The 26,754-nt window shown below is 71.5% G+C and carries 21 protein-coding genes; 7 read left to right on the plus strand and 14 right to left on the minus strand.

Going from position 1 to position 26,754, the window contains the following annotated elements:
* Positions 1 to 17: 17 nt before the first annotated feature.
* Positions 18 to 1,085, minus strand: coding sequence for a hypothetical protein (locus tag AOM06_RS10455; RefSeq protein ID WP_062305582.1), 1,068 nt, complete (start codon positions 1,083 to 1,085; stop codon positions 18 to 20).
* Between the two features lie 2 nt (positions 1,086 to 1,087).
* The gene (locus tag AOM06_RS10460; protein ID WP_169747758.1) at positions 1,088 to 2,056 is read right to left on the minus strand and encodes a glycosyltransferase family 2 protein; all 969 of its coding nucleotides are present in this window, start codon (positions 2,054 to 2,056) and stop codon (positions 1,088 to 1,090) included.
* 142 nt (positions 2,057 to 2,198) lie between these two features.
* Here AOM06_RS10460 and AOM06_RS10465 point away from each other — a divergent pair, with 142 nt between their 5' ends.
* Positions 2,199 to 3,407 (plus strand): hypothetical protein, encoded by a 1,209-nt coding sequence (locus AOM06_RS10465; RefSeq protein ID WP_156163674.1) that lies wholly within the window; start codon positions 2,199 to 2,201, stop codon positions 3,405 to 3,407.
* A gap of 45 nt (positions 3,408 to 3,452) precedes the next feature.
* Here AOM06_RS10465 and AOM06_RS10470 read toward each other — a convergent pair whose 3' ends face one another.
* From AOM06_RS10470 to AOM06_RS10485, 4 genes are all read right to left on the minus strand, one after another.
* Complete coding sequence (locus AOM06_RS10470) at positions 3,453 to 5,540, minus strand: LGFP repeat-containing protein (protein WP_062305593.1); 2,088 nt, start codon at positions 5,538 to 5,540, stop codon at positions 3,453 to 3,455.
* Positions 5,537 to 6,097: a hypothetical protein gene (locus tag AOM06_RS10475; RefSeq protein WP_062305597.1), complete on the minus strand. Its 561-nt coding sequence runs from the start codon at positions 6,095 to 6,097 to the stop codon at positions 5,537 to 5,539. Before AOM06_RS10475 ends, AOM06_RS10470 begins: the two co-directional genes overlap by 4 nt.
* A 111-nt stretch (positions 6,098 to 6,208) precedes the next feature.
* A complete protein-coding gene (locus tag AOM06_RS10480) occupies positions 6,209 to 7,462 on the minus strand; it encodes a hypothetical protein (RefSeq protein WP_062305600.1) in 1,254 nt (417 codons plus the stop codon).
* Positions 7,463 to 7,479: 17 nt separating this feature from the next.
* Entirely contained in the window at positions 7,480 to 10,311 is a 2,832-nt protein-coding gene (locus AOM06_RS10485; protein WP_062305603.1) for a glycosyltransferase, read from the minus strand.
* Positions 10,312 to 10,320: 9 nt separating this feature from the next.
* On the opposite strand from AOM06_RS10485, the gene AOM06_RS10490 reads away from it, so the two are divergent.
* On the plus strand, positions 10,321 to 12,048 hold the full coding sequence (locus tag AOM06_RS10490) for a glycosyltransferase family 2 protein (protein ID WP_062305608.1): 1,728 nt from the start codon (positions 10,321 to 10,323) through the stop codon (positions 12,046 to 12,048).
* Positions 12,049 to 12,087: 39 nt separating this feature from the next.
* On the opposite strand, the gene AOM06_RS10495 is transcribed toward AOM06_RS10490, so the two are convergent.
* The 6 genes from AOM06_RS10495 to AOM06_RS10520 form a co-directional block, all read right to left on the minus strand.
* Positions 12,088 to 12,732, minus strand: a complete 645-nt coding sequence (locus AOM06_RS10495) for a sulfotransferase family 2 domain-containing protein (protein ID WP_062305611.1) — start codon at positions 12,730 to 12,732, stop codon at positions 12,088 to 12,090.
* Between the two features lie 97 nt (positions 12,733 to 12,829).
* Entirely contained in the window at positions 12,830 to 13,939 is a 1,110-nt protein-coding gene (cysC, locus tag AOM06_RS10500) for an adenylyl-sulfate kinase (RefSeq protein WP_062305614.1), read from the minus strand.
* A gap of 1 nt (position 13,940) precedes the next feature.
* Positions 13,941 to 14,921, minus strand: a complete 981-nt coding sequence (locus AOM06_RS10505) for a sulfite exporter TauE/SafE family protein (protein ID WP_082105503.1) — start codon at positions 14,919 to 14,921, stop codon at positions 13,941 to 13,943.
* Positions 14,921 to 16,168 (minus strand): sulfate adenylyltransferase subunit 1, encoded by a 1,248-nt coding sequence (locus tag AOM06_RS10510; protein ID WP_062305615.1) that lies wholly within the window; start codon positions 16,166 to 16,168, stop codon positions 14,921 to 14,923. Before AOM06_RS10510 ends, AOM06_RS10505 begins: the two co-directional genes overlap by 1 nt.
* Positions 16,168 to 17,070, minus strand: coding sequence for a sulfate adenylyltransferase subunit CysD (cysD, locus tag AOM06_RS10515; protein WP_062305618.1), 903 nt, complete (start codon positions 17,068 to 17,070; stop codon positions 16,168 to 16,170). The genes AOM06_RS10510 and cysD overlap by 1 nt, the downstream gene beginning before the upstream one ends.
* Positions 17,070 to 17,831, minus strand: a complete 762-nt coding sequence (locus AOM06_RS10520; RefSeq protein WP_062305621.1) for a 3'(2'),5'-bisphosphate nucleotidase CysQ — start codon at positions 17,829 to 17,831, stop codon at positions 17,070 to 17,072. The genes cysD and AOM06_RS10520 overlap by 1 nt, the downstream gene beginning before the upstream one ends.
* 180 nt (positions 17,832 to 18,011) lie before the next feature.
* Between AOM06_RS10520 and AOM06_RS10525 the strand changes: the two genes are divergently transcribed.
* From AOM06_RS10525 to AOM06_RS10535, 3 genes are read left to right on the plus strand one after another with little or no spacing between them, the layout of a single operon-like run.
* Positions 18,012 to 19,139, plus strand: coding sequence for a thiamine pyrophosphate-dependent enzyme (locus tag AOM06_RS10525; protein WP_062305624.1), 1,128 nt, complete (start codon positions 18,012 to 18,014; stop codon positions 19,137 to 19,139).
* Positions 19,136 to 20,149, plus strand: a complete 1,014-nt coding sequence (locus AOM06_RS10530) for an alpha-ketoacid dehydrogenase subunit beta (RefSeq protein ID WP_228372928.1) — start codon at positions 19,136 to 19,138, stop codon at positions 20,147 to 20,149. The genes AOM06_RS10525 and AOM06_RS10530 overlap by 4 nt, the downstream gene beginning before the upstream one ends.
* A 10-nt stretch (positions 20,150 to 20,159) precedes the next feature.
* Positions 20,160 to 21,554, plus strand: a complete 1,395-nt coding sequence (locus AOM06_RS10535; protein WP_062305631.1) for a dihydrolipoamide acetyltransferase family protein — start codon at positions 20,160 to 20,162, stop codon at positions 21,552 to 21,554.
* A gap of 90 nt (positions 21,555 to 21,644) precedes the next feature.
* On the opposite strand, the gene AOM06_RS10540 is transcribed toward AOM06_RS10535, so the two are convergent.
* Positions 21,645 to 22,781: a winged helix DNA-binding domain-containing protein gene (locus AOM06_RS10540; RefSeq protein WP_062305634.1), complete on the minus strand. Its 1,137-nt coding sequence runs from the start codon at positions 22,779 to 22,781 to the stop codon at positions 21,645 to 21,647.
* 72 nt (positions 22,782 to 22,853) lie between these two features.
* On the opposite strand from AOM06_RS10540, the gene AOM06_RS10545 reads away from it, so the two are divergent.
* A complete protein-coding gene (locus AOM06_RS10545) occupies positions 22,854 to 23,876 on the plus strand; it encodes a DUF2332 domain-containing protein (protein ID WP_062305638.1) in 1,023 nt (340 codons plus the stop codon).
* 10 nt (positions 23,877 to 23,886) lie between these two features.
* Here the strand turns inward: AOM06_RS10545 and AOM06_RS10550 are convergent, their stop codons facing one another.
* On the minus strand, positions 23,887 to 26,052 hold the full coding sequence (locus AOM06_RS10550; protein ID WP_062305641.1) for an acyltransferase family protein: 2,166 nt from the start codon (positions 26,050 to 26,052) through the stop codon (positions 23,887 to 23,889).
* A 173-nt stretch (positions 26,053 to 26,225) separates the two neighbouring features.
* Between AOM06_RS10550 and AOM06_RS10555 the strand changes: the two genes are divergently transcribed.
* The gene (locus tag AOM06_RS10555) at positions 26,226 to 26,738 is read left to right on the plus strand and encodes a hypothetical protein (RefSeq protein ID WP_156163675.1); all 513 of its coding nucleotides are present in this window, start codon (positions 26,226 to 26,228) and stop codon (positions 26,736 to 26,738) included.
* The last annotated feature ends 16 nt before the right edge of the window (positions 26,739 to 26,754 follow it).

Genomic DNA, 26,754 nt, shown 5'->3' on the forward strand with positions numbered 1-26,754 from the left:
GGCTCGCACCCGGTCCGTCAGCCGGGAAGCCTGCGACGGAGGCCGCGCGCGATGCGCCGCAGCCCCCGGGGCCGAGGCACCGACGGGGTGGGCGGGGCCGTGCGCGCCGCGACGCGCTGCCGGTGCATGGGGAGCATGGCTGCGGCCGCCTCGTCGTCGATGTCGCGCATCATCACCGCATCGGTGTCGGCATCACGTACCGCGGCTGCGGCCCGCGCGCCAAGCATGGCGGTCGCCAGCAGCGCCGTCGAGCCCGCGCCGAGTGTGCGGACGCCAGGACGTGCCGCGGCTGCGAGGGCGCGGGGGCCCCAGCCGATCACGTCGACGTCGGTGCCCTGCGCGGCGAGCGCGAGCCTGACATCGGTGTGGCGCGAGTCGTGCCCCGGGTGTGCGAGAGCGACCGCGACCGAGGCGCATCCCGCGGCCGCTAGCAGGGCGGCCGCCGCCGCGGTCCGCTCGAGGGCGTCGGGCAGGAACGGATCCGTGTCGGCGATGACGAGGCCGTCGGGGTGGATGGACGCGTCATCCGGCACCGTCGCGGCAACGGCCGAGGCAGGGATCTCCTCCGGATCGAATTCGAGACCGAGCCGGGGCATCCTCGCGCCGGGCACGAGCGGGACCGCGAGGTGGCCGGTCACCCTGAATGCGACGGAGGCGGGCGCCGGCGGCAGGTCCCGTGTCCACGCCGCGACATCGCACGAGAAGAGCGTCACGGGCGAGGTGGTGAAGAGGTCGAGCAGCGTCGAGGCAGGGCGCGCAGTGAGGCTCGGCACCACGAGCCGCGTGACATCGTGCGCACCGAACGCCGCGACGATCGCGTCGACGAGGTCGTGCTTGTTGCGAGACGGCGGCGCATAGTGGGCCGGGTGGTACGGCTCCATGGCGGCGTTGAGGTCGAGCACCGCGCGGAAGCGTCCGTCGAGGAACGCGGGAGGCTCATCCGTCCACCAGTGCGCGACCTCGGGCACCTCGGCGCACGAGGCAACCAGCAGCACCCGGTCCGTGTCGACGTCCACCAGCCCCGCGTCGATCGCGGCGACCATGACGGCCGCCGTCCACGGTCCGTCGGCGAGCCACAGCTCCATGGCTACCCCCTGCCCGTCTCGATGAGCGCGCCCAGCAGGTCGCGCGCATGCGGGTCGAAGACGCGCAGTGCCCGGTCGACAGAGTCCTGCGGTGCGGCGGCGAGCATCGCGGCGGACCGCGCCCGCAGATGCTCCTGCAACTCGGGTGTGAGGCGCTCCTCGCGCTCGAGGTGGAAGTCGACGAGGAACATCGCGCTGTGGACGGCGCGATCGATCGCCCGCGGGTCCCCGCTCGCGAGGGCGAGCGAGGTGATCGACTCGCTCGCGCCGATGAAGTCGAGCGTGCTGACGTTCCCGGCCTGCGTGAGCGCCGTCGCGTTGGTGGTCTTGCGGTAGAAGTACGTGTTGAGGGGCACCACCGCGGTCGACTCGGCCTCGAGGTAGACCTGCCACATCCACGGACGGTCGCTCGCCGTCCGCAGGCGGGCGTCGAAGTCGAGCCCCGTCAGGTCGATGCGCTCGAGGTCGTAGATGCCGGCCCAGATGTAGAGATAGTTGAGCGCGCAGCGCTTACCCAGGAAGCCGAACGCGCTCGAGGTCGCGTGGGGGATCCGGCGCCTCATCTCGGGCACGCGCGAGAGGCGCCGCTCGTGGCCGTCGACCACCACGTGGTCGGTTCGGACGAAGTCGACCTGGAGGTCCTTGATCGAGGACACGAGGTGCTCGAGGTGGCCCGGCCCGTACCAGTCGTCTGCGTCGAGGTACGTGAGATAGCGGGCGTCGACGGCACGATGCGCACGGTTGCGTGACGCCGCGACTCCCTGATTGACCTCATTGGTGAGGACCGTGAGGTGCGGCACGGTCGCGGACGCGCGCTCGAGCTGCGCGGCAGTCGAGTCGGTCGAGGCATCGTCGACCACGATCCACTGGATGCCGTCGCGGCTCTCCCTCGCCATCGAGGCGAGGCTGGTGCGGAGGAACTCTCCCGCGTTGTGGGCAGCGATGACCACGGCGAGTTCGTGTGCTGGCACGTGCGGGTTCTCTCTTTTCGGCGGGCGTGGCGCTGCGCACCATGATGCCACGCCGCCGCCGGGACGCGGGTCCACGGCCCCGTGGGCGCCTCTCGCCTGTGGGAGAATCGACGTGATTCGCCTGATGAGGGAGGTGCTCGGCGTGACGCGTGACCGGGGAAGAGTGGAGATCCACGACCATCCGCAGCACTGGACCCTGGCCGAGGACGCACCGATCTTTCGGAACCCGCCGCGACCGCCCGAGAAGCGCGAGCCCGGCTACATGGAGCGCTACGACTCGCACACCGTCATCTACGACGCCGTGCTCGGCGAGCAGGAGATCCGCGTCATCGGACCGGGCATGCGGAACCTCGGACCGCTGGTCCGGGAGTCGCGATGGTCCCTCGACGGCGTCGAGGTCGAGCCGAGCATCACCGCGCGGCCCAAGAGCCTCCGCGTGGACGTGCGGCTGCCCGAGGGTTTCGAGCCTCGCGCCGAGGGTCACCGGCTGGAGATCGACGGTCCGCTGGGACCCGTGTCGCTCGGCTTGAGCCCGCGTTCGACCGGCATCTTCAAGGGGCGCCGCGTGCTGCTCACGCTCCAGAAGGACAACGACCTCCAGTGGATCCGTGACTGGCTGCGCTTCTACGCGCGCGAGCACGGGGTCGACGCGGTGCTCGTCTATGACAACGGCAGCACCGCCTACACGCCCGAGGAGCTGCGAGAGGCGATCGAGTCGGTCGACCAGATCGAGGCCGGCGTGGTCGCGGTCTGGCCGTTCAAGTTCGGGCCCGCGAGCTGGGCGGGCGTCCCTCACGACTCGAAGTACCTCCAGCTGGCCGTCATGGTGCACTCGCGATACACGTACCTGGCCGAGGCGGTCGGCGTCATCAATGCGGACATCGACGAGCTCGCGATCGTCGAGGGCCGGCGGACGCTGTTCGACCTCATGGAGGAGTCTCCCGACCGCGCGCTCCTGTACCAGGGGCGATGGATCGAGAACGCGAGCGTTGCGCCCGTCAGCGATCCCGCGCGCTTCACCGACTTCGCCTACTACGACCCGCAGGGCGAGCCCACGCGCAAGAAATGGGTGTCCGACCCGACCTCACGCGGCCCGGGCCGCTGGTACATCCACGGGATCAACGCGCTGAAGGTCAAGGACCCCGACCCGCGGGTGACGCTCTGTCACTTCCGCGGCATCAGCACCGGATGGAAGTACGACCGCAGCCAGGTGCCGCTCGAGGGGCTGGTGAGGGACGACGTCCTGGTCGAGGTCCTGCGCGAGCACTTCGGGCACCACTCGGCTGATGCGGCCGACGTTGCCCCGGCGGACCCCGCGCCGAGGCGCCGATGGTGGCGACCGGGCCGCTGACCGCGAGCGGCGATCGCGGGGAGACCGCCTCGCTGACGCGGAACGTCAGCGAGGCGTGACCGTCAGGGCGCCCGAGCTGATCGACGCCGTGACGTGCTGGAACACGCCCGTGCGCGTCGCGCCGCTCCGCACGCTGTCGCCCAACGGCCATCCCCACGGTCCGGTGGGACCGCCGCTCGCGAGGTACTCCTTGGTGAGGATCCATGATGCCGTGTAGTAGGAGACCTTGCCGGAGGAGGTGCGGAAGAGGTAGCCGTTCGTGAGCTGCTGGTAGGTGCCGCCTCCGGGCGTGATCGCGGCGGCGACCGCGCCGGTGGTGAGGTCGTAGTCGAACCAGGTCTGCTCGAGGGCCGAGGCGATGGGCACGGTCGAGGTCCGCACCTCGCCGGCGTAGGCGTAGGCCGTGAGCTTGGAGAACGGGATGCGGTAGATGCCGTTGGCCTTGGACGAGGGTCCGGTGGGCCAGCCCCAGGTGCCTGCGGGTCCGCCGGAGGCGAGGTAGGCCTGGACGATCACGCCGTTGGTGCCGAGCTCGATCTCGGTGCCGCTGGGGTTCATGAACAGGACCGAGCTGACGAAGGTCTGGTACTCGCCGGTGCCGACGGTGGTGGCGTTCGCGGTCGGGTAGCCGGGTCCGCTGATGCCGCCTGCGGCGGTCCACTGGTCGAGCATGTCGCCGACCACGGCGTGGAGGGTGCCGTTGCGTCCGAAGGCCATGGCGTCGTCGAACTCGTAGGTGTAGACGCCGTCGATGACCTGCTGGTCGCCGTGGGGCCATCCCCAGTCGCCTGCGGGTCCGCCCGCGGCGAGGTACGCCTGGGACAGGCGCCAGTCGGACGGGAAGTAGGCGCTCTCACCCGAGGCCGTGAGGTAGAGGTAGCCGGAGCGCAGACGCTGATAGGTGCCCTTCGCGGAGACCACGGGCTTGGCGATCGCCCCGCTCGCGTCGTCGTAGCCGTACCAGGCGGCCTCGAGCTCGTCCGCGAGCGGAACCCTCGCGGCCCGCACGTCGCCGTTGCGGTTGTAGGCGGTGATCTTGGTGAACGGCACGCGCCAGATGCCGTTGGCCTTGGTCGAGGTCGCGGTGGGCCATCCCCACGAGCTCGACGGGCCGCCCTCGGCCAGGTACACCTTGGTGAGGATGCCTGCGGAGGTGAGCTCGACCTTGACGCCCGACGGGCTGATGAACAGCACCGAGTTCTCGAACTCCTGGTAGACGCCGCCGTCGACCGACCTCATCGCCGAGGTCGGATAGCCCGGGCCGTCGTCCCCGCCGAGGCTCGACCAGTAGGACTTGATCGCGGTGCCGACCGTGAACACGGGCGAGCCGAACCAGTCGGAGTAGTAGGCGAAGAAGTTCCGGTTGCCGTAGGACGAGCACGAGTTCCCGGTGCCGTACCCGGCGTTCAGCGCGGCCTGGTTGGGCGTGTACGGCGTGTAGATGTAGAGCCCTGCGGTGGCCTGGTTGCGGATGTCGACGGACTTGCGGCCGCAGCTGCTCTTGGGGTGGTACAGGATCCGGTTCGTGTATCCCGCGACGTAGCCATAGCTGTTCGGATAGGCCTGGTAGATCTTGTACTGGCGGGCCGCGGAGTACAGCTGGTTGAAGAAGCCGTAGTACTGCGTGTCGCACGGCGCGGTGTCGGGGCACGCGAAGCCGGTGGCGCGGTCGTAACGCCACTCGCTCGGGTAGGTGTGCGTCACGAGGCCGGTCTCCTTCTGGAGGAGCACCAGGAGGACCTTCTGGCTCACGCCGCAGCTGCGCGCGACGCCGTTGATGATCTGCGCGGCTGTCTGGGTCTTGGCCGTGTAGCCGTCACAGAACGCATCCGCCGCCTTGTAGGTGGTGGTCTGCGAGTAGTTCTTGAGGCACACGATCGGGTCGTTGGCGCCGGCGGACCACTCCTCGTGGCACGTGGGGACCTTCCCATTCAGGAAGGACTGGACCTGCGCCGCGGTCATCGCGTCCGAGTCGTAGAAGTTCGCATCGGAGATGATGTAGCCGGGGTCGAAGTCCGACAGGTCCGCGGCGGCGGCCTCCGTGGGCGTCGCGACGATCGCGGCGAGCGCACCCACGGTGCCGGCGAGCACCGCACCCGCGAGTCCGAGGATCCGAAGGCTCGTGCGGCTCATCGGGCCACCTCCACCGGCTCGGAGCTGCCCTTGTAGGCGTCGGAGTCGTAGGCGAGGACGACGGTCAGCGTGCCCGAGAGCGCCGCGACGTCCACGTCGAGGCCCGAGCCGCACGCCATCGTCCCTGCGGACCGCGTCGCGGGCCCGCTCGCGGAGGCCGTGGCGGATCCCGTGCTCACCGTGAGGGTGCAGGTCCCGTCCTCTTCGACCACGTCATAGACCACGCCGCCGCCCGAGAGGGTATCGCCGGTGATCGCGTACCGCGTGAGTTCCACCTCGACGTCCGCCTGGGAGCCTCCCGTCGGCGCCGGCGTCGTGGACGGCTCACGCGTGGGGATGCCGGCGGCCTGGCTCGAGTCCGGGGTCGAGGACGCTGCGGGAGAGGTCGTGGACGACTCCTCAGGGGTGGCCGCGGTGCTGGCGGCGGCCGTGGCGGTCGGGTCCGGCGTCGGCGTGCCGGCCGCCGCGAGGTCGCCGTCGTCGCCTGTGCAGCCAGTCGCGAGCACAGCGATCAGGACGGCGCCGACGGTGCCGACAAGGTGACGCGCAACCTTCACAGGATTCCCCGCAATCTCCGCAGATAGTTTCGAACTCCGCGACATTCTCGCATGCGGGTAGGGGCGATCCCCGTTCCTGCGCGCGTGGCGAGGAAGCTCTGGGAGGGTGCGTCAGCGGCCCACGAGCGCCCGCGCGCGGCGGCGCGCCCGCCGCAGGAGCTCGCGCACGAGCGTCCCGCCCGAGGCCTGCCGCACCGTGGGGGCGGACGGCGCCGCAGGCGCTACGGCAGCCGGTCGCGCCGCCGTGGAGGCCTTCGCGGGCTTGCCGGCCGCAGGGGCGAGCGCCTTGCGCTTGGGCCCGTTCGCGGCCGCGAACATGCCCGTGAGGGCCTCCACGGCGATCGCGGTGTCCACGGTGGGCGCGGCGTCCAGCGCATCGTTCGGCATCGTGCGCGAGCCCTCGACCAGGCCGTCCAGGTCGCCTACCACACGAGCGCCGGAGGCGACGATGTCCTCGATGAGCAGGCGCCCTGCGTCCTGGCAGGCCGGCAGCGCCCACTCGGGCAGTGCGAGCCTTGGTTCGTCCTGCTGCGGCTCACGCCGTGCGAGGACCCGGTCGTATGAGCCCATCCACAGGAGCTGGCGCAGGTCGAGTCGCTCGGCCCCCTCGCCCTCGAGGTACCGGTTCACCTGGAGCGCGAACGCGGCCTCAGGGACGGTCATGCCGCGGTTCGTGTCATGGCCGTCCACCGGTGCCGAGGCGAGCAGCCCGTCGGGAAGCCCGAGCAAGGACTCGAAGGCTCCGAAGAGCGGGCTGGGCCCCGACGGCGGGAGCACGATCACCGTGACCTGGTCGGCGCCGAACACCTCGGTCCAACGGCTCACGAGCCCTCGACCGTCGGTGCGGTGGAACGCGTCGGAGCCGCCGATGCGCACCACGGGCTGCTCCCGGAGCGCATGGTGCAGGAAGTCGTCGAGCGATCCCGCGTAGCCGGTCTTGAGCCACTGCTGCCACATCGACGGGAGCAGGGAGGCGAAGCTGCGCACCACGATTACGATGTGGACGTCGCCATCCATCTCGGCCCGCACCTTGCGCACCGCATCGATGTCGGCCTCGCAGATGACCTCGAAGCTCACGAGCGTGCGGCGGTCCGGGTGCGCCCCGATCGCGGCTTTGAGGTCGAGCCACCACTCCTCCTTGGCGTGCGCCCCGCCCCACGCCTCGGCGGTGCGGCCGATGAGGTAGCTGGTGCCGCGCTGGTGGTTCAAGCCCTTGAGCGGGTAAGTGACGCCGGCGTCGGCGAGCTGCGGGCGCAGCTTCGAGGCGGCGCTCTGGAGCGCGGTGCTGCCGGTCTTGGGGGCGCCGATGTGGAGAAGGGTCGCGCCCTCGGGGATCAGCAGCTCGGAGGGGTCGGGCGCGGCCATCCCAGCAGTATAGGTAGTCACCGCGCGGCGTCCTCGATGGGATCCGGGAGGCCACGCTCGAGGCCGAGCAGCGCCGTGAAGCGGCCGCTGACGGTCAGCGGCCGATGGTCCTCGAGGAACGCGTCGAAGTCGGCGTCGGTGATCGCGTCGCGATCGAGATCGCCGAGGACGCGCGCGAGCGACGCCGCCCCCTCCGCACGGTCGAAGAACCGCACCCAGGCCTGATCGCCGAACTCGTCCACGAGGTGAGGGATGTCGGGCAGCACCACGGGCACGCGGTACGTCGCGGCGAGGTGGAGGCTGCCGCTGTTGAGTACGGCCTCGTACGGCAGCACCGCGACGTCCGCGGCGGAGTACCACGTGCCCAGATCCTCGTCCGAGATGCGCTCGAGCTGCGCGACCGTGCCGGGGACCGAGTCGACCAGCCGTCCGAGCTCGTCCAGATACTCCTCGTTGACCCCGCCGCCGAGCAGCAGCGTGCAGCCGCGTCCGGCCTGCACGGCACCCACGGCCTCCGCGAGCGTCCAGAGGCCCTTGTACGGGCGCAGGTGGCCGGCGTGGAGGACGGTGAGGCCCGTCGCCGGTGCGCCGAGCATCGTGCGCGCCTGCGCACGATCGAGCCGGGGAGCGTAGAGACCCTCATAGCTCGGGTGTGCGATGCGCGTGGTCTTCGCCGGGTCGATCGCGTAGAACTCGCCGACGACCTCGGCGGTGTGCGGCGACATGATGTGCACCGCATCGGCCTTGTCCGCGAGCATCCGGTGGACCGCGACCTCGGCGTCGAAGTAGTTCGTGTCATGCGACAGCGCGTTGTGCACGGTCCACAGCACCCGCACGCCGCGGGCCCGCGCCTCATCGAGGAGCGTCGCGACGGTGTCGATGTTCGCCCACGCCTCCTCCTCGGACTCGGCCGCGTCCACGATGGGTCGCGGCCAGTGGAGGTGCAGCACGTCACCGCTCGTGAGCTGGGGGACGCGGCGCACCAGGTCCCCCATGGTGAGCGCGGACTGGATATCCGCGCCGCCGAGCGTCGCGTCGAGGTAGACGATGTTGAGGAACGGGTTCGAGCGCCAGTACGGGAACACGAGCACGCGCGGGGCGGGCGCGTGCTCGATCGACCGCGGCACGGACTCGGACTCGACCGGCACGATGCCGAGCGTGTCCCCGCCCTCGAGGCGCAGCGTCGCGCGCATCTCGAAGGCCTGGACGGTGACCTCGGAGGCCGGCTCCACGCCCGCGACGGGCACATTGAAGCCACCGAGCTCGGGGTGCTCGATGCGGAGCTTGATGCCGGAGACGGCGGTTCCGGGACGGGCCGAGAGGCGCGCTCGCCACCGCCACTCGCCGTCGACCTGCCAGGCGGCGGCGGGGCTGCGGACCTCGGGGCCGTCGGCAGGACGGTGCGCGACGTGGATCGAGGCGCCGACCGCGAGCGCGACGCCGAGGTCGAGAGTGGAGGTGCCCGCGAGAGCGAGCTCGAGCCCCATCCCGGAGACGCGGACCGCCTGCGCGCGGTCGCCGGCCGCGCGGGCGGCCGCGACGAAGGCGCGCAGATCGGCCGCATCGTCCGTCCAGCCGCGCCAGTGCCACGCTCCGTAAGAGTTCAGGTCGCGCGGTCCCCAACCGCCGTCGGCGAGCGCCGCGAGCGCGTCGCGCGCCGCCTCACCGAGCTCGTCGGGGGCGAGGCTCGCGGAGTTGAGCACCCGCGAGTTGATGATGCCCGCTCCCATGCGTCGCAGCTCGGGGTCCTGCCGGTCGAGCGCGAGGACTCCCCGTGCGGCGTCCGCGATGGCGGACGCGGTCGCGAGGTCGGGCGCGAGCGGGCATGAGTCGAGGCCCAGCGAGTCCCATGCGGCGGGCAGCGTGCCGTCGAGCAGGCGGCGCGCCGCGGTGAGCTTGCCGGACTGCACGGGCACCTGCAGGTCGACGATCTGGGTCACCGCATCGTCGAGGAGCGCCTCGAAACGGGCCCGCTCCGCCGCGTCGTCGAACTCGGTGAAGCGCTGCAGGCGCGTCCACAGCTCGACGTTGAACAGCCGCCCGAGGTAGGTGGTGAGCACCTCAGGGTCACCGATCGAGCGCACGAAGCCGAGAGTGTCCTCGGTCTGCGTGAGCCAGTCGCCCATGATGCGGCCGCTGATCACCTGCTCCGTGATTGCGCCCGACCGGCGGCGGTGATGGTAGATCGGCGCCGGCACGACGTCGACGGACCGTGCGAGCGCGTAGGCGCGGGTCGTGTGCGCGACGTCCTCGCACAACGTGTCGACCGGGTAGTCGAGCCCGTTGTCCACGAGCAGCGCGCGGCGGAACACCTTGTTCCACGCCGTGTGGTCGAGGATCAGTCGCGGCTCCGAGGCCAGCGTGACGCCCAGGCGCGGCTCGTCGAACAGCGTGGTCGTGTGCGCCCAGTAGCGCCTCTCGCGGCCGTCCTCGAAGAAATCCGTCGCCGGCGCGGTCACGATGTCGGCAGCGGACTCGTCCGCCGCCGCCATGAGCAGGGCGAAGCAGTCGGGGGCGAGGACGTCGTCGGAGTCAGGGAAGATCACGTACTCCCCGGTCGCGAGCCGCAGCCCGCGGTTGCGGGCCCTGCCCAGCCCGCCGTTGTCGAACACGTGCACCACGATGCGCGGGTCGCGCGCGGCGTGCTCCCTCGCGATCGCCTCGCAGCCGTCGGGGCTGCCGTCGATGACCAGCACGGCGTCCCAGTCCTCGAAGCTCTGTGCGACGAGGCTGTCGAGGAACTCCGGGAGCCACCGCTCGACGCCGTAGATGGGGACCACGACCGAGAGTCGCGCGGCCCGGGGGGCAGGCTCGGAGGCCGAGGAGAGAGGGGTGATGTCCGATATCATCAGGGCACCATGATAGGCATCTCGACTCAGCGCTCGGCCCGTCCCGGAGCCGGCGGAGGGCCTGTCGAGGAACCCCTCATCTCGGTCATCGTCCCGACCTACAACGTGGCCGGGTGGATCGACGACCTGATGCGCAGCGTGCTGCGGCAGACGCACGGCCACCTCGAGGTGATCGCGATCGACGATCACTCGACGGATGGGACGTTCGAGACGCTCGAGCACTACGCCGCCGAGGACCCTCGGGTCCGCGTGATGCGCAACCCTGGTCGTGGAGGGGGTGCCGCGCGCAATGCCGGGGTGGCCGAGGCGAGCGGCGCGTATCTCGCGTTCGCGGACGGCGACGACATCGTCCCCCATGACGCGTACGCGACGATGCTGGACAGGCTCGAGGGCTCGGGCAGCGACATGGCCGTGGGCAACTTCGCGGTGTTCGGCCCGTCGCACCTCCGCACGCGCAGCAGGTCGGTGCCCACCTACGACGCGCCGCTGTCGCACGCCACGGTGGGCGAGGTCCCGTCGCTCCTGCGCGACCGCGTGTGCTGGAACAAGCTCTACCGGGCCGATTGGTGGCGCTGGAACGGCATCGAGTTCTCGACGTCGCGCCGCTCGAACGACATCTACGCCGGGACCCTCGCGTACGCGTGTGCGCAGGTCGAGATCCTCACCGAGGCGGTCTACGTGTACCGCCAGCGTGTCGGGGGCTCCTCGATGACATCGTCCAAGACGAGCGCGCCGTCGATGCTCGACCACTTCCGTGAGGAGCGCAAGTGCGCCGCCGCGGTGGCCACCATGAGCGCGCCGGCCGTGGCGTACTACTACGAGAACGTTCTGCGATTCGACTCGTGGGCGCACCTTCAGGGCCTGTGGGCGGCGCCGGAGGGTGAACCCGCCCCTGAGGTCTCCGAGATCCTCGAGATCATCCGCGGGCTGGTCGACGCGGCCCCTGAGGAGACGTTCGCGGGGCTGAAGAAGGCGCAACGGTGGGTGTATCGGCTGATTTCCGGCGGGGCGGTCGAGCTGCTGCGCTTCGGCCAGGCGGCGTCGGTGAGCGAGTTCTACCTGCTCACCATGACGGATCCCGACGGCTGGGACGCGGTGGACCAGGCGCTCGGGGACGACGCCGCGGAGTTCTTTGCGTACGTGATCCAGGACGAGCTCCCCGAGCTCATGCTGGAGACCGCCCAGTCGGGTGACGGGATCGAGGCGCTGATCGAGGCGATCGCGGCCGCGGATTGCCGCTACGGGCTCGCGCGACGCAGCGGACCACTCGGTGGGGAGATCATCCGTTCCGCGCACGCCTGCCACGTCGAGGACTCGCTCGCGCTGGCCGCCGTGCAGCGCCGACGCGCGAGCATCGTGGTGACCCGCGCCTCCGCCACGCACGTCGAGCTCGACGTGCTTCCCGTCGACGCGACCTTCGTGCTGCGCCACGAGGGCGGCGCGACCGTGGCCCCCATCGCGGGCGCGGCGGGCCGGCTCGAGATCGATGTCGAGCGGCTGGAGCCGGGCACGTGGAGGCTGCTCGCGACCGTCGCGCTGTCAGACCGCGTGGTCGAGTACCGTCCCCGTCTCAAGTCGCGTGACACGCCCAAGGTCGCGGGCGACCGCTTCCGCGTGATCGAGGGACGCCACGGCGCGATCGATGTCGAGGTCCCGCGTGAGCCCGGCACGCTCGAGGTCCTCGGACGTCGTGCCCGCAGGGCCGCCGGCGACCTGCGCCGCCGCCTTCGCGGCTAGCGGCGCCCGGGCCGGGCCCTCGCCCCCTCGACCGGGCCGTCAGAGGTGGAACGGCGGCTCGTAGCCGAGGACGCGGTAGTCCTCGCGGTAGAAGTTGGACACCAGCTGCTTCACGCGGTCGGAGATCTCGATGTCGGCGCTGCGCACGTTCGCGATCTTGCTGCTCTCGAGCGAGTGCTTGATGTCGGTGGGGACGTCGAAGCCGGTCGCCGCGCGGAGTCGCTCCATCGCCGTGCCCAGGCCGTCCTCGAACTTGTGGACGTGCGCGAGCGGGTGCAGGTACTCGACCTGCGGACGCATGTGGTTGTCGAGCACCCACGGGTTCGCGATCGCGCGACGGAGCGTCTTCTCGGCCCAGACCTCGAGCGCAGCCGCCGAGGTGTCGACCGTCTTGTCGTTGCGCATCGACCAGATGAAGTCCGACACGAACCGGCGCAGCGGGTCGCGCACCACGGTGAAGATGGCGTCGAAGCGTTCGAACATGAGCCAGCTCTCAAGGACCTCGGTGTGGAAGTGCTGCGGACTCACGCGGCGCACCCAGTTGGGGTTCGCCTTGCCGGAACGGCCGTCGCGAAGCTCGGTATTCCAGCCCGCCGCCTCGAACGCCCGCTCGATCGACGTGCCACCGGTCTTGGGGATGTGCAGGAACAGGACCGACGTGTCGCCGGTGCGGAAGATGGGCATCGTTCTCCAGGAGGGGCTGCGCCCGGCGGACCGGGATGGATGACATCAGTATGGCGCGCCGCGCGCGAGGCGCCGGCAGCGTCGGGCTGGGTGCCCGTCAGATCATGTAGCTGGGCTCGGCATGGAGCACCGCGCGCAGCACGGCCTCCGCGGCGTCCTCCACGCTCTCGTCGCGGTCGCCGACCACGACGTCGGCATCGGCGGGCGCCTCGTAGGGGTCGGAGATGCCCGTGAACTCCTTGATCTCGCCGGCACGCGCCTTCGCGTAGAGGCCCTTGCGGTCGCGGGCCTCGCACACCTCGAGGGGCGTCGCGACGTGCACGAGCACGAACCGGCCGTGCTCCTCGGCCATGGCGCGCATCTCGGCGCGCATCGTCTCGTACGGCGCGATGGGCGCGCACACCGCGATGCCGCCGTGGGCCGCGAGCTGGGCCGCGACCCAGCCGATGCGACGCACGTTGAGCTCGCGGTCCGCGCGCGAGAAGCCGAGCCCGGAGGAGAGCATCGCGCGGACCTCGTCGCCGTCGAGCAGGGTGACGCGCTGGTGGCTCTCGGCGCGCAGGCGACGCGTGAGCTGACGCGCGATGGTCGACTTGCCCGAGCCCGACAGCCCGGTGAGCAGGATCACCATGCCGGTGCCGCGCGAGCGGCCTCCGCCGCGGCGCGTGGCGACGGACGAGGCGAAGAGCACCTCCGCGAGGTGCGTGAGCAGCGCGTCCGCATCGTCGCCGACCAGGTGCGCGGCCGCGGGCCGCGGCAGCACGCGGACCTCGCGCGAGGCGCGCGTCGCGGCACCGACGGCGCGCGACAGGGACTCGGCGTCGCCGGAGTCGACCAGCACCAGGTCGCCGTCGCGGTCGCTCACGTCGTTGCCGAGCGACAGCGTGACGTGGTCGAGCAGCGGCAGGCCCGCGGAGGGACGATGCTCGGCGAAGGGCGCCGTCGCAGGCTCGCGCAGCATCGTCACCTCGCCGGCGACCCAGGTCCCCGCCGAGGTGGTGTGCGACTCGCGGACGTCGACCCGGGCGATGGGGGTCGCCTCGGTGTCGAGCAGCTCGATGCTCGCCGGCACGGCGATGTCGGAGACGCGAAGGGTCGCGACATGGGCGTCGCGCGTGGGGAGCTGGTAGCGGACGTCGGCGCCGTAGGCGCCCGCGCGCATGAGCTCGAGCTCGTTGAGCTGGGGTCGGGTCAGTCGCAGCTGCACGTCAGCCTTCCTTGCCGCCGGGTTCCGCCGCCTCCGCGCGCTTCGCCTGCTCCGCGGCCCTGGCGCGCTTGGCCTGCCAGATGAAGAGCGGGAAGCCCATCTGCCGGCGGATGAGCGCCCAGGCGAGCGTGCCGCCCACGAGCGCGAGCAGCAGGGCGGCGAGCGTGGCCTGGTTGGACACCCCGAGCATCTTGAGACCCGAGATGAGCAGCACCATGGCGAGGGCGCGGCGCACGAGGCCGCCGCCCACGCGCGAGGAGAGCTGCGCGCCCAGGTACGTGCCGGGGATCGACCCGAGGATCACCGGGATGGTGACCTCCCAGTCGACGTCCCCGAACATGAGGTGCGCGATCGCGGCGGACACCACGAGCGGGACCGCCTGCACCAGGTCGGTGCCGACCAGCTGCGAGGCCTTGAGCGCGGGGTAGAGCGCCATGAGCGCGATGATGATGAGCGAGCCCGACCCCACCGAGGTGAGGCCGACCATGACGCCGCCGATGACGCCGACGATGATGGTCGGGATCGGGCGGGGCACCACGTCGGGGCGCTCCTTGGGGAGCGGCGCCGCCGAGCCGTCACGGGCCCGCGCACGCTCGCGCAGGCGCATGTAGGCGCGCAGCAGCAGGCCCGCGGACGCGACGATGAGCGCGATGCCGAGCGCCTTCTTGGTGAAGGCCTCGACCGCCTCGGGGTTGCCCACCGCGTGCTGCAGCAGCACGCCGAGGAAGGCCGCTGGCACGGAGCCGTAGACGAGCAGCCGGACCAGCTGCCAGTTGACGGTCTTGTTGCGGATGTGCACCCATGAGCCGAAGGGCTTCATCGCCGCCGCCGCCACGATGTCCGAGGACACCGCGACGGGGGCGGGGATGTTGAAGAACAGCACGAGCGTGGGCGTCATCAGCGCCCCGCCGCCCATGCCGGTGAGACCGACCACGACGCCGATGGCGGCCGCAGCCGCCATCAGGCCGAAGCTGAAGTCCATCAGTGCTCGCGCACGAAGCCCGCGCCGACCGTACGGTTGGTCGCCTCGTCGATCAGGATGAACGAGCCCGTGGTCCGGTTCTCCGCGTAGTCGTCGACCAGCAGCGGGCTGGTGACCCGGAGCTTGACGCGACCGATGGAGTTGAGACCCAGCTCGTGCACCTCCGCGTTGCGGTGGAGCGTGTTGACGTCGAGCTCGTACACCACGTCCTTGACCATGGCGCGTGCCATGCGGGTGGTGTGGAGGATGCCGAGCTTGCGGCCCACCATGAGCGCGTCCTGATCCATCCAGCAGATGGTCGCGTCGATGTCCTGCGTGGGCTCCGGGTGGTTGCCGGCGCGGCAGATGACGTCGCCGCGCGACACGTCGATCTCGTCCTCGAGGCGCAGCGTGACCGACATCGGCGGCGCGGCCTGCTCGAGCGGGCCGCTCGGGCCGTCGATCGCGGCGATGCGCGACGTCATGCCCGAGGGCAGCGCCATGACCTCGTCGCCGACCTTGAGGATGCCCGAGGCGACCTGGCCCGCGAAGCCGCGGTAGTCGTGGACCTCGTTGCGCATCGGCCGGATGACGTACTGGACCGGGAAGCGCGGGTCCTGCAGGTTGCGGTCGGACGCGATGTGCACGTGCTCGAGGTGGTGCATGAGCGACGCGCCGCCGTACCACGGGGTGTTCACCGAGCGCTCGACCACGTTGTCGCCGAGCAGCGCCGAGAGCGGGATCGCGGTGAGGTCCGCGATGTCGAGCTTCGCGGAGAACGCCGTGAACTCCTGGTAGATCTCGTTGAAGCGCTCCTCGGACCAGCCGACCAGGTCCATCTTGTTGACCGCGAGCACGATGTGCGGCACGCGCAGCAGCGAGGCGATGGTCGCGTGGCGACGCGACTGCTCGGTGAGGCCCTTGCGGGCGTCGACCAGGATGATCGCGAGGTCGGCGGTCGAGGCGCCGGTCACCATGTTGCGCGTGTACTGCTGGTGGCCGGGCGTGTCCGCGATGATGAACTTGCGCTTGGGCGTCGCGAAGTAGCGGTACGCCACGTCGATGGTGATGCCCTGCTCACGCTCGGCGCGCAGGCCGTCCGTGAGGAGCGCGAGGTCCGTGTACTCGGTGCCGCGCGCCTTCGAGGCGGCCTCGACCGACTCGAGCTGGTCCTCGAAGATCGACTTGCTGTCGTAGAGCAGACGGCCGATGAGGGTGGACTTGCCGTCGTCGACCGAGCCAGCGGTCGCGAAACGGAGAAGATCCATCAGAAGTACCCTTCCTTCTTGCGGTCCTCCATCGCGGCCTCCGACACTCGGTCGTCGCCGCGGGTGGCACCGCGCTCGGTCAGCCGCGTCGCGGCGGTCTCGGCGATGATCTGGTCGATCGTGGCCGCGTCGGACAGCACCGCAGCGGTCAGCGTCGCGTCGCCGACGGTGCGGTAGCGCACCGTGCGACGCTCGATCATCTCGCCCTCACGCGGGCTGCAGAACTCGTTCGCGGCCATCCACATGCCGTCGCGGTGGAACACGTCGCGCTCGTGCGCGAGGTAGATCGAGGGCACCTCGATGCCGCGCGAGTTGATGTAGTCCCAGATGTCCAGCTCGGTCCAGTTGCTGAGCGGGAAGACGCGGATCGACTCGCCCATGTGGACGCGACCGTTGTAGAGGTTCCACAGCTCGGGACGCTGGTTGCGCGGGTCCCACTGGCCGAACTCGTCGCGGAAGGAGAACACGCGCTCCTTGGCGCGGGCCTTCTCCTCGTCGCGGCGGGCGCCGCCCATGCACGCGTCGAACCTGTTCTTCTCGATGGTGTCGAGCAGCACGGGGGTCTGGATGCGGTTGCGCGAGCCGTTGGGCTCCTCACGCACGAAGCCGCGGTCGATCGCCTCCTGCACGGAGCCGACCACCAGGTTGAGGCCGTACTTCTCGACCACGCGGTCGCGGTACTCGATGACCTCGGGGAAGTTGTGGCCGGTGTCCACGTGGACGAGCGGCATGGGAAGCCGCGCCGGGGCGAAGGCCTTGAGCGCGATGTGCAGCAGCACGATCGAGTCCTTGCCGCCCGAGAACAGGAGGGCAGGGCGCTCCATCTGCGCGACGACCTCGCGCACGATGTGAATGGCCTCTGCCTCCAGCGCGTCGAGCTGGCTGAACGAGGTTGCCGTCATCAAGAGTCTCCGTCGGTGTTCTCGGCGATCGCCGCGAGGATGCGCGGCGCCAGGCCCGGACGGCACGCGACCAGGTCCGGGAGGTACGGGTCCGGGCCATTGTAGAGGAGCGGCGAGCCGTCGACGCGGGACGTGAACAGGCCCGCGGCCCGGGCGAGCGCGATGGGGGCGGCCGAGTCCCACTGGTACTGGCCGCCGGCGTGGACGTAGGCGTCCACCTGTCCGCGGACCACCGCGGCGATCTTGACGCCTGCGGAGCCCATGGGGAGCAGCTCGGCATCGAGCGCGGCGCGGACGGGCTCGGTGACCGCCGGCGGGCGCGAGCGCGACACCGCGAGGCGCACCGGCGCATCGTCCGCCGCCTCGGGGGCGGGGGCGACGGTCGCGGACGAGAGCACGAGCTCCTCGCCGGGGATCCCGACGACGCCGAGCGTGAGCTCACCCTTCTCCCACAGCGCGATGTGGACCGCCCAGTCGGCGCGTCCCTCGGAGTACTCCCGCGTGCCGTCGAGCGGGTCGATGATCCAGACGCGGTCGGCGCTGAGGCGGGCCTCGGAGTCCTTGGCCTCCTCGCTCAGCACCGCGTCGTCCGGCCGGTGCTCGGTGAGCAGGCCCGCGAGCAGCGCCTGAGCGGCCGCGTCGCCTGCGTTCCCCAGCTCCTTGCCCTCGAGCCCGGACTCCCGGCGGACGCGGAGGAGCTCGTCCCCCGCGGCGCGCGCGAGCAGCTCGCCAAGAGCCGCATCGGTCAGCGCGTCAGTCATCGGTCCTCCAGTCCTCGTGCCCCGTCGAGCGGGCACGCGTGAGGCCAACGGTACAGGCTCGCCCCGAGGGGGTCACCAGCCCGATACGCTCCGATTGCTAACCTACGGTACCGTAGCCTACGCTGGCGTAGGTTATTCAGGGGCCCCCTCGCCCCGCTCGCAGGACGGAAGGAGGAGCGCGTGAGCACTCACGGTCCGCTCTCGGAGGAAGGCCTGGTAAGGCTGCTCAGCCACACCGGGGAGCGCCTCGATCATCCCGACTTCGGACGCTACGCCTCCGAGCTCGACGCGGCGCGGTTGCGCCGCATGTGGCACGACATGACGGTGGTCCGCGCGTTCGATCAGGAGGCGACCAGCCTCCAGCGCCAGGGCGAGCTGGGCCTGTGGGTCCAGGCGGTCGGGCAGGAGGCCGCTCAGATCGGCTCGGGGCACGCGCTGCGATCCTCGGACTTCGTCTTCCCGTCCTACCGCGAGCACGGCGTCGCCCACACCCGCGGGGTGGACCTGCCGGAGATCCTGCGCATCTTCCGTGGGCTCCAGCACGGCGCGTGGGATCCGGCGGCGCACGGCTTCCACCTCTACACGCTGGTCATCGGCGCGCACGCGCTCCACGCGACCGGCTACGCCATGGCGATGGCCCGCGACGGGCTCGTCGGCACGGGGCAGGAGACCGACGGCGCGGTGGTCTGCTACTTCGGCGACGGTGCGACCAGCCAGGGAGACGTCAACGAGGCGCTCACGTTCGCGGCCGTGAACGATGCGCCCATCGTCTTCTTCGTCCAGAACAACCAGTTCGCGATCTCCGAGTCGACCACGCGCCAGAGCCGTGTCCCGCTCGCGCAGCGCGGCGCGGGCTTCGGGGTGCCGTCCGTGCGAGTGGACGGCAACGACGTGATCGCCTCCTACGCCGTGACGCAGTGGGCGCTCCAGCACGCGCGCTCCGGAGCGGGGCCGGTGCTCATCGAGGCCTTCACCTACCGCATGGGCGCGCACACCACGTCCGACGACCCGACGCGGTACCGCTCCCACGCGGACGAGGCGTACTGGGCCGAGCGCGACCCGATCGCGCGGCTCGAGACCTACCTGCGGGGCATCGGCGAGCTCTCCGACGAGGCCGTCGAGGCGGCGCGCGCCGAGGCCAAGGAGCTGGGCCGGCGCACGCGCGAGACCGTCAAGGCATGGGGGCGCCCCGAGACCGCGACGATGTTCGACCACGTTTACGCCGAGCCGCACGCCACCGTGGCCGCCGAGCGCGCATGGTTCTCGCGCTACGAGAGGTCCTTCGCCGATCAGGGGGCGCACGCATGACCACGATGACGATGGCGGGCGCGATCAACCGCGGCCTGCGCGCCGCGATGGAGCGCGACCCCAAGGTGCTGCTCATGGGCGAGGACATCGGCCAGCTGGGCGGCGTGTTCCGCGTGACCGACGGCCTGTGGAAGGACTTCGGCGGCGACCGCGTCATGGACACCCCGCTCGCGGAGTCCGGGATCGTGGGCACGGCGATCGGCATGGCCATGCGCGGCTACCGTCCCGTGGTCGAGATCCAGTTCGACGGCTTCATCTTCCCGGCCTACAACCAGATCACCACGCAGCTCGCGAAGATGCACTACCGCTCGCAGGGCATGATCACGCTGCCGGTGGTCATCCGCGTGCCGTTCGCGGGCGGGATCGGCGCGGTCGAGCACCACTCGGAGAGCCCCGAGGCGCTGTTCGCGCACACCGCCGGGCTGCGCGTCGTCTCCCCGGCGACGCCGCAGGACGCGTTCGACATGATCCAGCAGGCGATCGCCTCGCCCGACCCGGTCCTGTTCCTCGAGCCCAAGGCCCGCTACTGGGACAAGGGCGAGGTGGACGAGTCCCGCGTCGCCGCGCAGCTCGAGGGCGAGCACGCGGCCTCCGCCGCGACCGCCGAGATGTCGCGCGGCCGCGTCGCGCGCGAGGGCTCGGACGTCACGCTCGTGGCGTACGGCCCGACGATGCGCCTGGCCCTGCAGGCGGCCGAGGTCGCCGGCGCGGACGGGACCAGCGTCGAGGTGATCGACCTGCGCTCGGTGTCCCCGCTCGACTCCGACACCGTCCTGCGGTCCGCCAAGCGCACCGGGCGCGTGGTCATCGTCCACGAGGCGCCCACCGCCTTCGGCCCCGGCGCCGAGCTCTCCGCGCGTGTGACCGAGCAGGCCTTCTTCCACCTGCATGCGCCGGTGCTCCGCGTGGGAGGCTTCCACGCGCCCTACCCTGGGTCGAAGCTCGAGCACGACTACCTGCCCAGCCTGGACCGCGTGCTCGACGCCGTCGACCGCGTGATGACGCACTGAGAGGGCCCGCATGCCTACCTTCGAGACCTTCCACATGCCCGACGCGGGCGAGGGCCTGACCGAGGCCGACGTGGTCACGTGGCGCGTCGCCGTGGGCGACACCGTCGAGGTGAACCAGCCGCTCGTCGAGATCGAGACCGCGAAGTCGCTCGTCGAGCTTCCATGCCCCGTGGACGGCGTGGTGACCGAGCTGCTGGTCGCCGAGGGCGACACGGTGGATGTCGGCGCTCCCATCGCGCGCTTCGACGTGGATCCCGGGGGTGAGCCGGAGGTCAGCGTCCCGGGAGAGGTGTCCGGAGCGGATTCGGGAGTGCTGAGCGTCCCCACCCCGGAGGCGGAGGCGGAGGCGGCGGCGCCCGCCGCATCGTCCCCCGCTCCGGTGGAGGAGGCCTCCGGCGCGGTGCTGGTCGGCTATGGCGTCTCGGCCGGGTCCGCGCGGCGACGTCCCCGCAAGGAGGGCGCGCTCGAGCCCGTCGGCGGCGCGGGCGAGGTGTCGGACTACCCGGTCCTCGCGAAGCCGCCCGTGCGGAGGCTCGCCCGCGAGCTGGGAGTCGAGATCACCACGGTGACGCCGTCCGGACCGGGAGGCCTGGTGACGCGCGAGGACGTCGAGCAGGCGGCCAAGGCGAAGTCGGCGCGCTCGCTCGCGACCTACGCGGGCGACGAGCAGCCGTGGCTCGAGTCGGGCTACACGGCGGACGGCGGCCGCTCGACCCGCGTGCCCGTGAAGAGCGTGCGCAAGCGCACCGCCGAGGCGATGGTGAAGTCCGCCTTCACCGCGCCGCACGTCACGGTGTTCCACACCGCCGACGTCACGGCGACGATGGACCTGGTCAAGCGCCTCAAGGTGGACCGCGACTTCTCCGACGTGCGCGTGACGCCGCTGCTCATCGTCGCGAAGGCGCTGCTGCTCGCGGTGCGACGCCACCCGGAGATCAACGCGAGCTGGGACGACGAGGCGCGGGAGATCGTCTACAAGCACTACGTCAACCTCGGCATCGCGGCGTCGACCCCGCGCGGGCTCCTGGTGCCGAACATCAAGGACGCGCACCGGCTGCCGCTGCACGAGCTCGCGCTCGAGCTCGGCGAGCTGACCGCGCTCGCCCGCGAGAACCGCACGCCTCCCGCCGCGCTCAGCGGCGGCACCATCTCGATCACCAACGTCGGCCCGCTCGGCATCGACACCGGCACGCCCATCCTCAACCCGGGCGAATCGGCGATCCTGGCCTTCGGCGCGATCCGCGAGCAGCCGTGGGTCCACGAGGGCGAGATCAAGATCCGCTGGGTCACGCAGCTCGCGCTGAGCTTCGACCACCGTCTGGTGGACGGCGAGCTCGGCGCGCGCGTGCTGGCCGATGTGGGACGTGTGATGAGCGACCCGGCGCAGGGCCTCGTCTGGGGGTGACCCCTCACCCCCGCCGACGCTGCGCACGGATCTCGGGGCGACACGCCGCCGTTCCGGGCGCGCGGCGCGCGTTCCCCCGGCGTGTCGCGCTCAACTCCGTGCGCGCTGTCGGGGTGGGGTGGCCCAGGTGACGGTGACCGGGAGTCCCACGAACGCACCGAACGGCGAGAGCGCCCGCTCGCACCGCTGTCGGTCCCGACGGGACAGGCCGACGATGTCGTGCGCCTCGACTTCGACGGAGTGCGCCCTCAGGGTGCGCCTCCACGTGCCGACGACGCGGCCGTCGAGCACGAAGGTCGAGCGGAAGACGCCGTTGCCTCCCGGCACCACGGACGGCTCATGCGCCTTGTCGAGCTGCGCGCTGCGATCGGCGTAGCCCAGCACTAGCTCGTCGAAGCCCGGCAGCGCGAGGTCCTCGAGGTCGACCGCCGGTTCCTCGAGCGCGGCGGGCGCCACGAGCATCGGCCCCGCCTCAGTCTCGACCGCCTCCACCGAGGCCTCCGCCCCCGCGATCCCCGCGCGGCAGTCGCGCAGCGGCAGGCCCGTCCAGCGCGCGAAGTCCCTCTCGGTGACCGGCCCGTGCGAGCGCACGAAGCGCGTGGCCAGGGTCGCCAGGCCCTCGTCGCGCGAGGGGTGCGCGGGATCGGGGGCCCATTCGTCGAGGCGCGCGAAGAGCTGCTCCTTGCCCTCCTCTCCCGCGAGGCACACCGCTCCGGACTGCGCCGCGTCGACGATCACGTGGTAGCCGCGCTGCCCCGCGGGCGAGACCCCTGCCTCGTCGAGCGCCGCGAGGCAGGCGGCGCGCGTGAGCCGCGTCCCGGTGAGCGCCTCCCGCAGCGCCTCTGTCCCGCGCGCGACGTCGGCGTCGGTGAGTCCGAGCGCGGCACGGCGTGAGGCGGCCGCTGCACGCGGTCGGCGGCTCATGAGCGCGGTCATCCACGCGGCGTCGCGGGACGGCACCAGGTGGATCGTGCCGCGCATGGGCCAGGTGCGCAGCACGTAGCCCCGGTCGATCGCGGCCACGACCTCGGCCTGCGGCGTGCCGGGAAGGCGTACGCCGAGCGACCAGCGGGCCGAGGCGACGTCCTGCGCCTGCATCGCCCCCAGGTGCTCGACCACGCACGCCACCGCGCTCGCGCCGCCGTCGAGGACCAGCCCGCGCGCGCCGGTGAGCAGCAACGCGCGGAGGCGCAGCGCTCGGACTTGTGCGAGCGTGAGAACGGTCACGGGGCCACGCTACGCGCCGAGGCGAGGTGCACTATTGTCAAGTCTCGGCAAAGTTGCGGCCAGGGAGGCGGAATGGAGCGATGGCTCGCGGATCACGACGGCGACCTCGAGCGGCTCGCGGAGGGCCTGCGCGCGTGGATACCGTTCGCCGCCGACTCGCCCCTGTACGACCTGCTCGCGCGCCGGATGGTCGATGACGCCGAGGTGCTCGCGGTGCTCGCCCGCATCCCGGCGTCGCCGCCAGTGAACGTGCTGCTCGCCGCCGTGCAGATGCTGGTCACCCCGGACGATGCGCTCGCGGCCTGGTACCCGAGTCGGGTCGCCGCGCCGCGGGAGCCCGACGCCGCGGCCTACCAGGCGTTCCGCGACTTCGTGCTCAACCGCGCGGGCGCGATCGAGGAGATCGGGCGCACGCGCACCACCCAGACCAACGAGGTGCGCCGATGCGCCGTTCTCATGCCCGCGGTGGCCGAGGCCATCGCCCTTCAGGGCTGGGAGGTCCCCGTGCACGCCGTCGAGATCGGCGCGGCCGCCGGTCTCCTGCTCGGCATGGACGCGCTCGCGTACCGCTACGGCGACGTGCGGCTCGGTGGCGGCGCTCTCGAGGTCGGATCCGACCTGCGCGGCGGGCTGCCCCTCCCCGCGCGGGTGCCGAGCCTCGCGACCCGCATCGGGCTCGACCTCGCGCCCATCGACGTCTCCGCGCCCGCCGAAGTGGCGTGGCTCGAGGCGCTCGTATGGCCCGAGCAAGCGGAGCGCCGCGCGCGGCTCGAACAGGCGATCGCGCTGCGGCGCACCCTTGACGTGCGGATGGTGGCCGGAGACGCCGCCGTGACGCTGCCGCAGGTCGCGCATGCCCTGCCCTCGGGGCCGCTCGTGCTGTGGCACTCGATCGCGCTTTACCAGCTCGAGGATGCGCGACTCGATGCGATCGACGATGCCGTCGCGGCGGTCGCGCGCGAGCGCCCCGTCACGAGGGTCGCGTTCGAGCCCGCGCCCGGCGGCGCCGCGGACGTGCGCATCGGCCTGCGGCCGAGGGAGGTCGAACCGATCGCCACCGCACATGCGCACGGTGCGTGGATCGACGCCCCCTGACTCGCGTCGGTCAGGCGGAGGAGCCGACCAGGAAGGCCTCGGGCGTGCGGTCGATCACCTCGGGCGTGAGCGTGGTGGCCCACAGCGGCGTCATGTGGCTCTGGTCGCGGTAGACGAGCACCCCGCCCACGACCGGCGAGCACGTGTCGTCGGAGCAGTAGGTGTCGGTGAGGTCGAGCACCGTGACCTCACCGGGCGAGAAGCCTGCCGCAGCATCAGCCTGCGGATCGAAGGGGAGCGCCTCGGAGCGGTCGTGCGCACAGCGCTCCGCGCCCTCGAGGCCGTGGATCGCGGCGCACTTCTGGACGTCCTCGACCGGATGGGGCAGGTCCGTGAACGCGAGGACCCGGGCGCCGGAGTCGACCGCCACCTGCCACGCCTCGGTGAGGCCCGCGACGCCCGCATCGTGCTGGTTGTCCGCGCCCGCGAGCTCCCACTCGACGCCCGAGAGCCCGCTCGTGATGATGAGGTCGTAGTCGCCGGTGCGGATCTCGTCGGCGGCGGCATGCTGCCACTCGGTGCACAGGCGGGTGGTGAGCGGTCCGAACGTGGTGCGCTGCGCGAACGTATAGGCGCAGCTCGCACGGAAGGACATGCTCACGTCCCAGTCGTATTCCTGGGCCAGTGAGTGGACGATGGGCTTGAGCTGGTTTGCGTGGGAGTCGCCCACGACGAACACCCTCGGGCCCTGGCCCGTGCCGCCCGTCGCGTGGCACGTGCTGAAGCCCTCCTCCTTGTAGGCGTAGAAGCAGTCCTGATCGCCGATCCAGCGATCGATCTCCTCGCCGCCTGCGCCGGTGTCGCCGAGCGCGGGCAGCAGCGCCGCCGGCTCGACCCCGGCGCACTCGGGGCCACGCGTGACCGCGGCGGCACCGAGGCAGTCGTCGCCATGCGAGACCGCGAGCTGGACGGCCTCGGCGTTGGCCTCGGCCTCGCGGTCGGCCCGCGCGATGGTCGCGACCGGCAGCGAGAGCACCGCGAGCGTGCCGATCAGCAGAATCGCGAGCGTGCGCCGGCCGGTGAACAGGCGGTCGCGCGAGGGGGCGAGGTAACGCTGCTCGACGAAGCGGTAGCTGATCGCGGCGCATGCGAGGGAGGCCGCGAGCTGCCCGGCCACGAGGAGCCTGTGGGGGGCGTCGGGGAACGCGTAGCCCGAGATGATGATGATCGGCCAGTGCCACAGGTAGAGGGAGTACGAGACGTCCCCGAGCCACTGGATCGGACGCGTGCCGGCGATGCGGACCGCGTCCCAGCGCAGAGCGGTGCTGCCTAGGCCGAGGATCAGCGCCGTCGCGACGGTCGGCACGAGAGTGGGGTAGCCGGGGTGCGCGGTGCCGGCGGTGAACATCACCATCGCGCCGATGATCGCGAGCCACGAGGCCCACACGAGCGGCGCGCGCACCATGTCGGGCACGCGAATGCGCACCCCGAGCGATGCCAGCAGGGCCGGCAGCAGGGCGACCACGCCGCCGAGCGCGAACTCCCACACGCGCATGGTGGTGGGGTAGAAGGTGTCGGTCTGCGCATCGGCGAGGCCGTGCAGCGCCCAGGCGAACGAGGCGACGAAGGCGACGACCAGCACGGTCGGGGCGGCGACCGCGAAGCGGCGCGCACGGCGACGGACCAGTAGCCAGAGCAGCACCATCAGCACGGGGATCGCGATGTAGTACTGCTCCTCGACCGACAGCGACCAGAAGTGGCGCGCCGGCGAGGCGGAGAGGTCCTCGCTGAAGTAGTCGGAGCCCGCCGCGGCAAGCTGCCAGTTCTCGACGTACAGCGTCGCGGCGATGGCCTCCTCGCTGAACTGGCGCCACATCGCGTGCGGGACGACGAGGGCGGTCGCGACCGCGGTCGCGAGCACGACGAGGAACGATGCCGGCATGAGCCTGCGCACGCGACGTCCCCAGAACGAGGCGAGGGAGAAGCGGTGCGCCGTGATGTCCCGCGCGATGATCCCAGTGATGAGGAAGCCCGAGATCACGAAGAACACGTCGACGCCGATGTAGCCGCCGGGGAGGCGCCAGCCGACGAGATGGTTGATCAGCACGCCGCCGATCGCGAGCGCGCGCAGGGCCTGGATGTCCTTGCGGTGGCCTCCGTGCGAGCGCGCCTTCGGCGACTCGGGGGCGCGCCCGGGTGTGACGCGAGCGTCCTCGATCGTGGTCGACGTGGCCATGCGGAAGCCTTCCCCCCAACGCCGCCGTTCAGATGGCGACGCTCAATGCCGAAATTCGGGGTCCATCATAGCGTGGACATGTTTCATTCACGCCGCACGCATCGTACCTGGCAGCCTCCTTGAGGGCCGCAAGGTGTGCCGCTAGGGTGGCGGCACCAGCACGGGGGGTGCCGATGCCGCACGAGGACACGTTCTATCCGGATCCGGACGACTCGTTCGCGTCGCTGCCGGTCGCAGCGGAACCGGAACCCGCCGCTGAGCCCGCACCCGATCCGACCTGGCCGCCGCAGACGCCGGCATCGTGGGACGAGCAGCCCGCGTACGAGCCCTACGAGCCGCCGGCGCGCCAGGAGAGCGCCCAGGAGCAGATCCGCGGGCGCGGCATCAGCATGGAGCTCAACCACTATGCGCACGCGTCGGTCGGGTTGGGCGGCGCCGCGCTCGTCGCGACCCTGATCATGTTCGTCGCGGGCGGCGTGCTCTGGGTCTACGTCGGCGCGGGTCTCGCGTCGGTCTACTACGGCGTGCGCGGGTGGAACGCCGCCGCGCGTCGCTTCGCCACGAACGGCCGGACCGCCGCCGTGGGCATCGCGCTGGGCTGCCTCACGCTCCTCGGCGCCGTCGCCTATGTGATCGCCTCCGTCCTGGAGGCCGCGGCCATCGTCGGGGAGGCGACCGGCGCGTAGCCGCAGCGCTCTACTC

The sequence above is a fragment of the Demequina subtropica genome, assembly GCF_000971235.1.
In the GTDB taxonomy this organism is placed as follows: domain Bacteria; phylum Actinomycetota; class Actinomycetes; order Actinomycetales; family Demequinaceae; genus Demequina; species Demequina subtropica.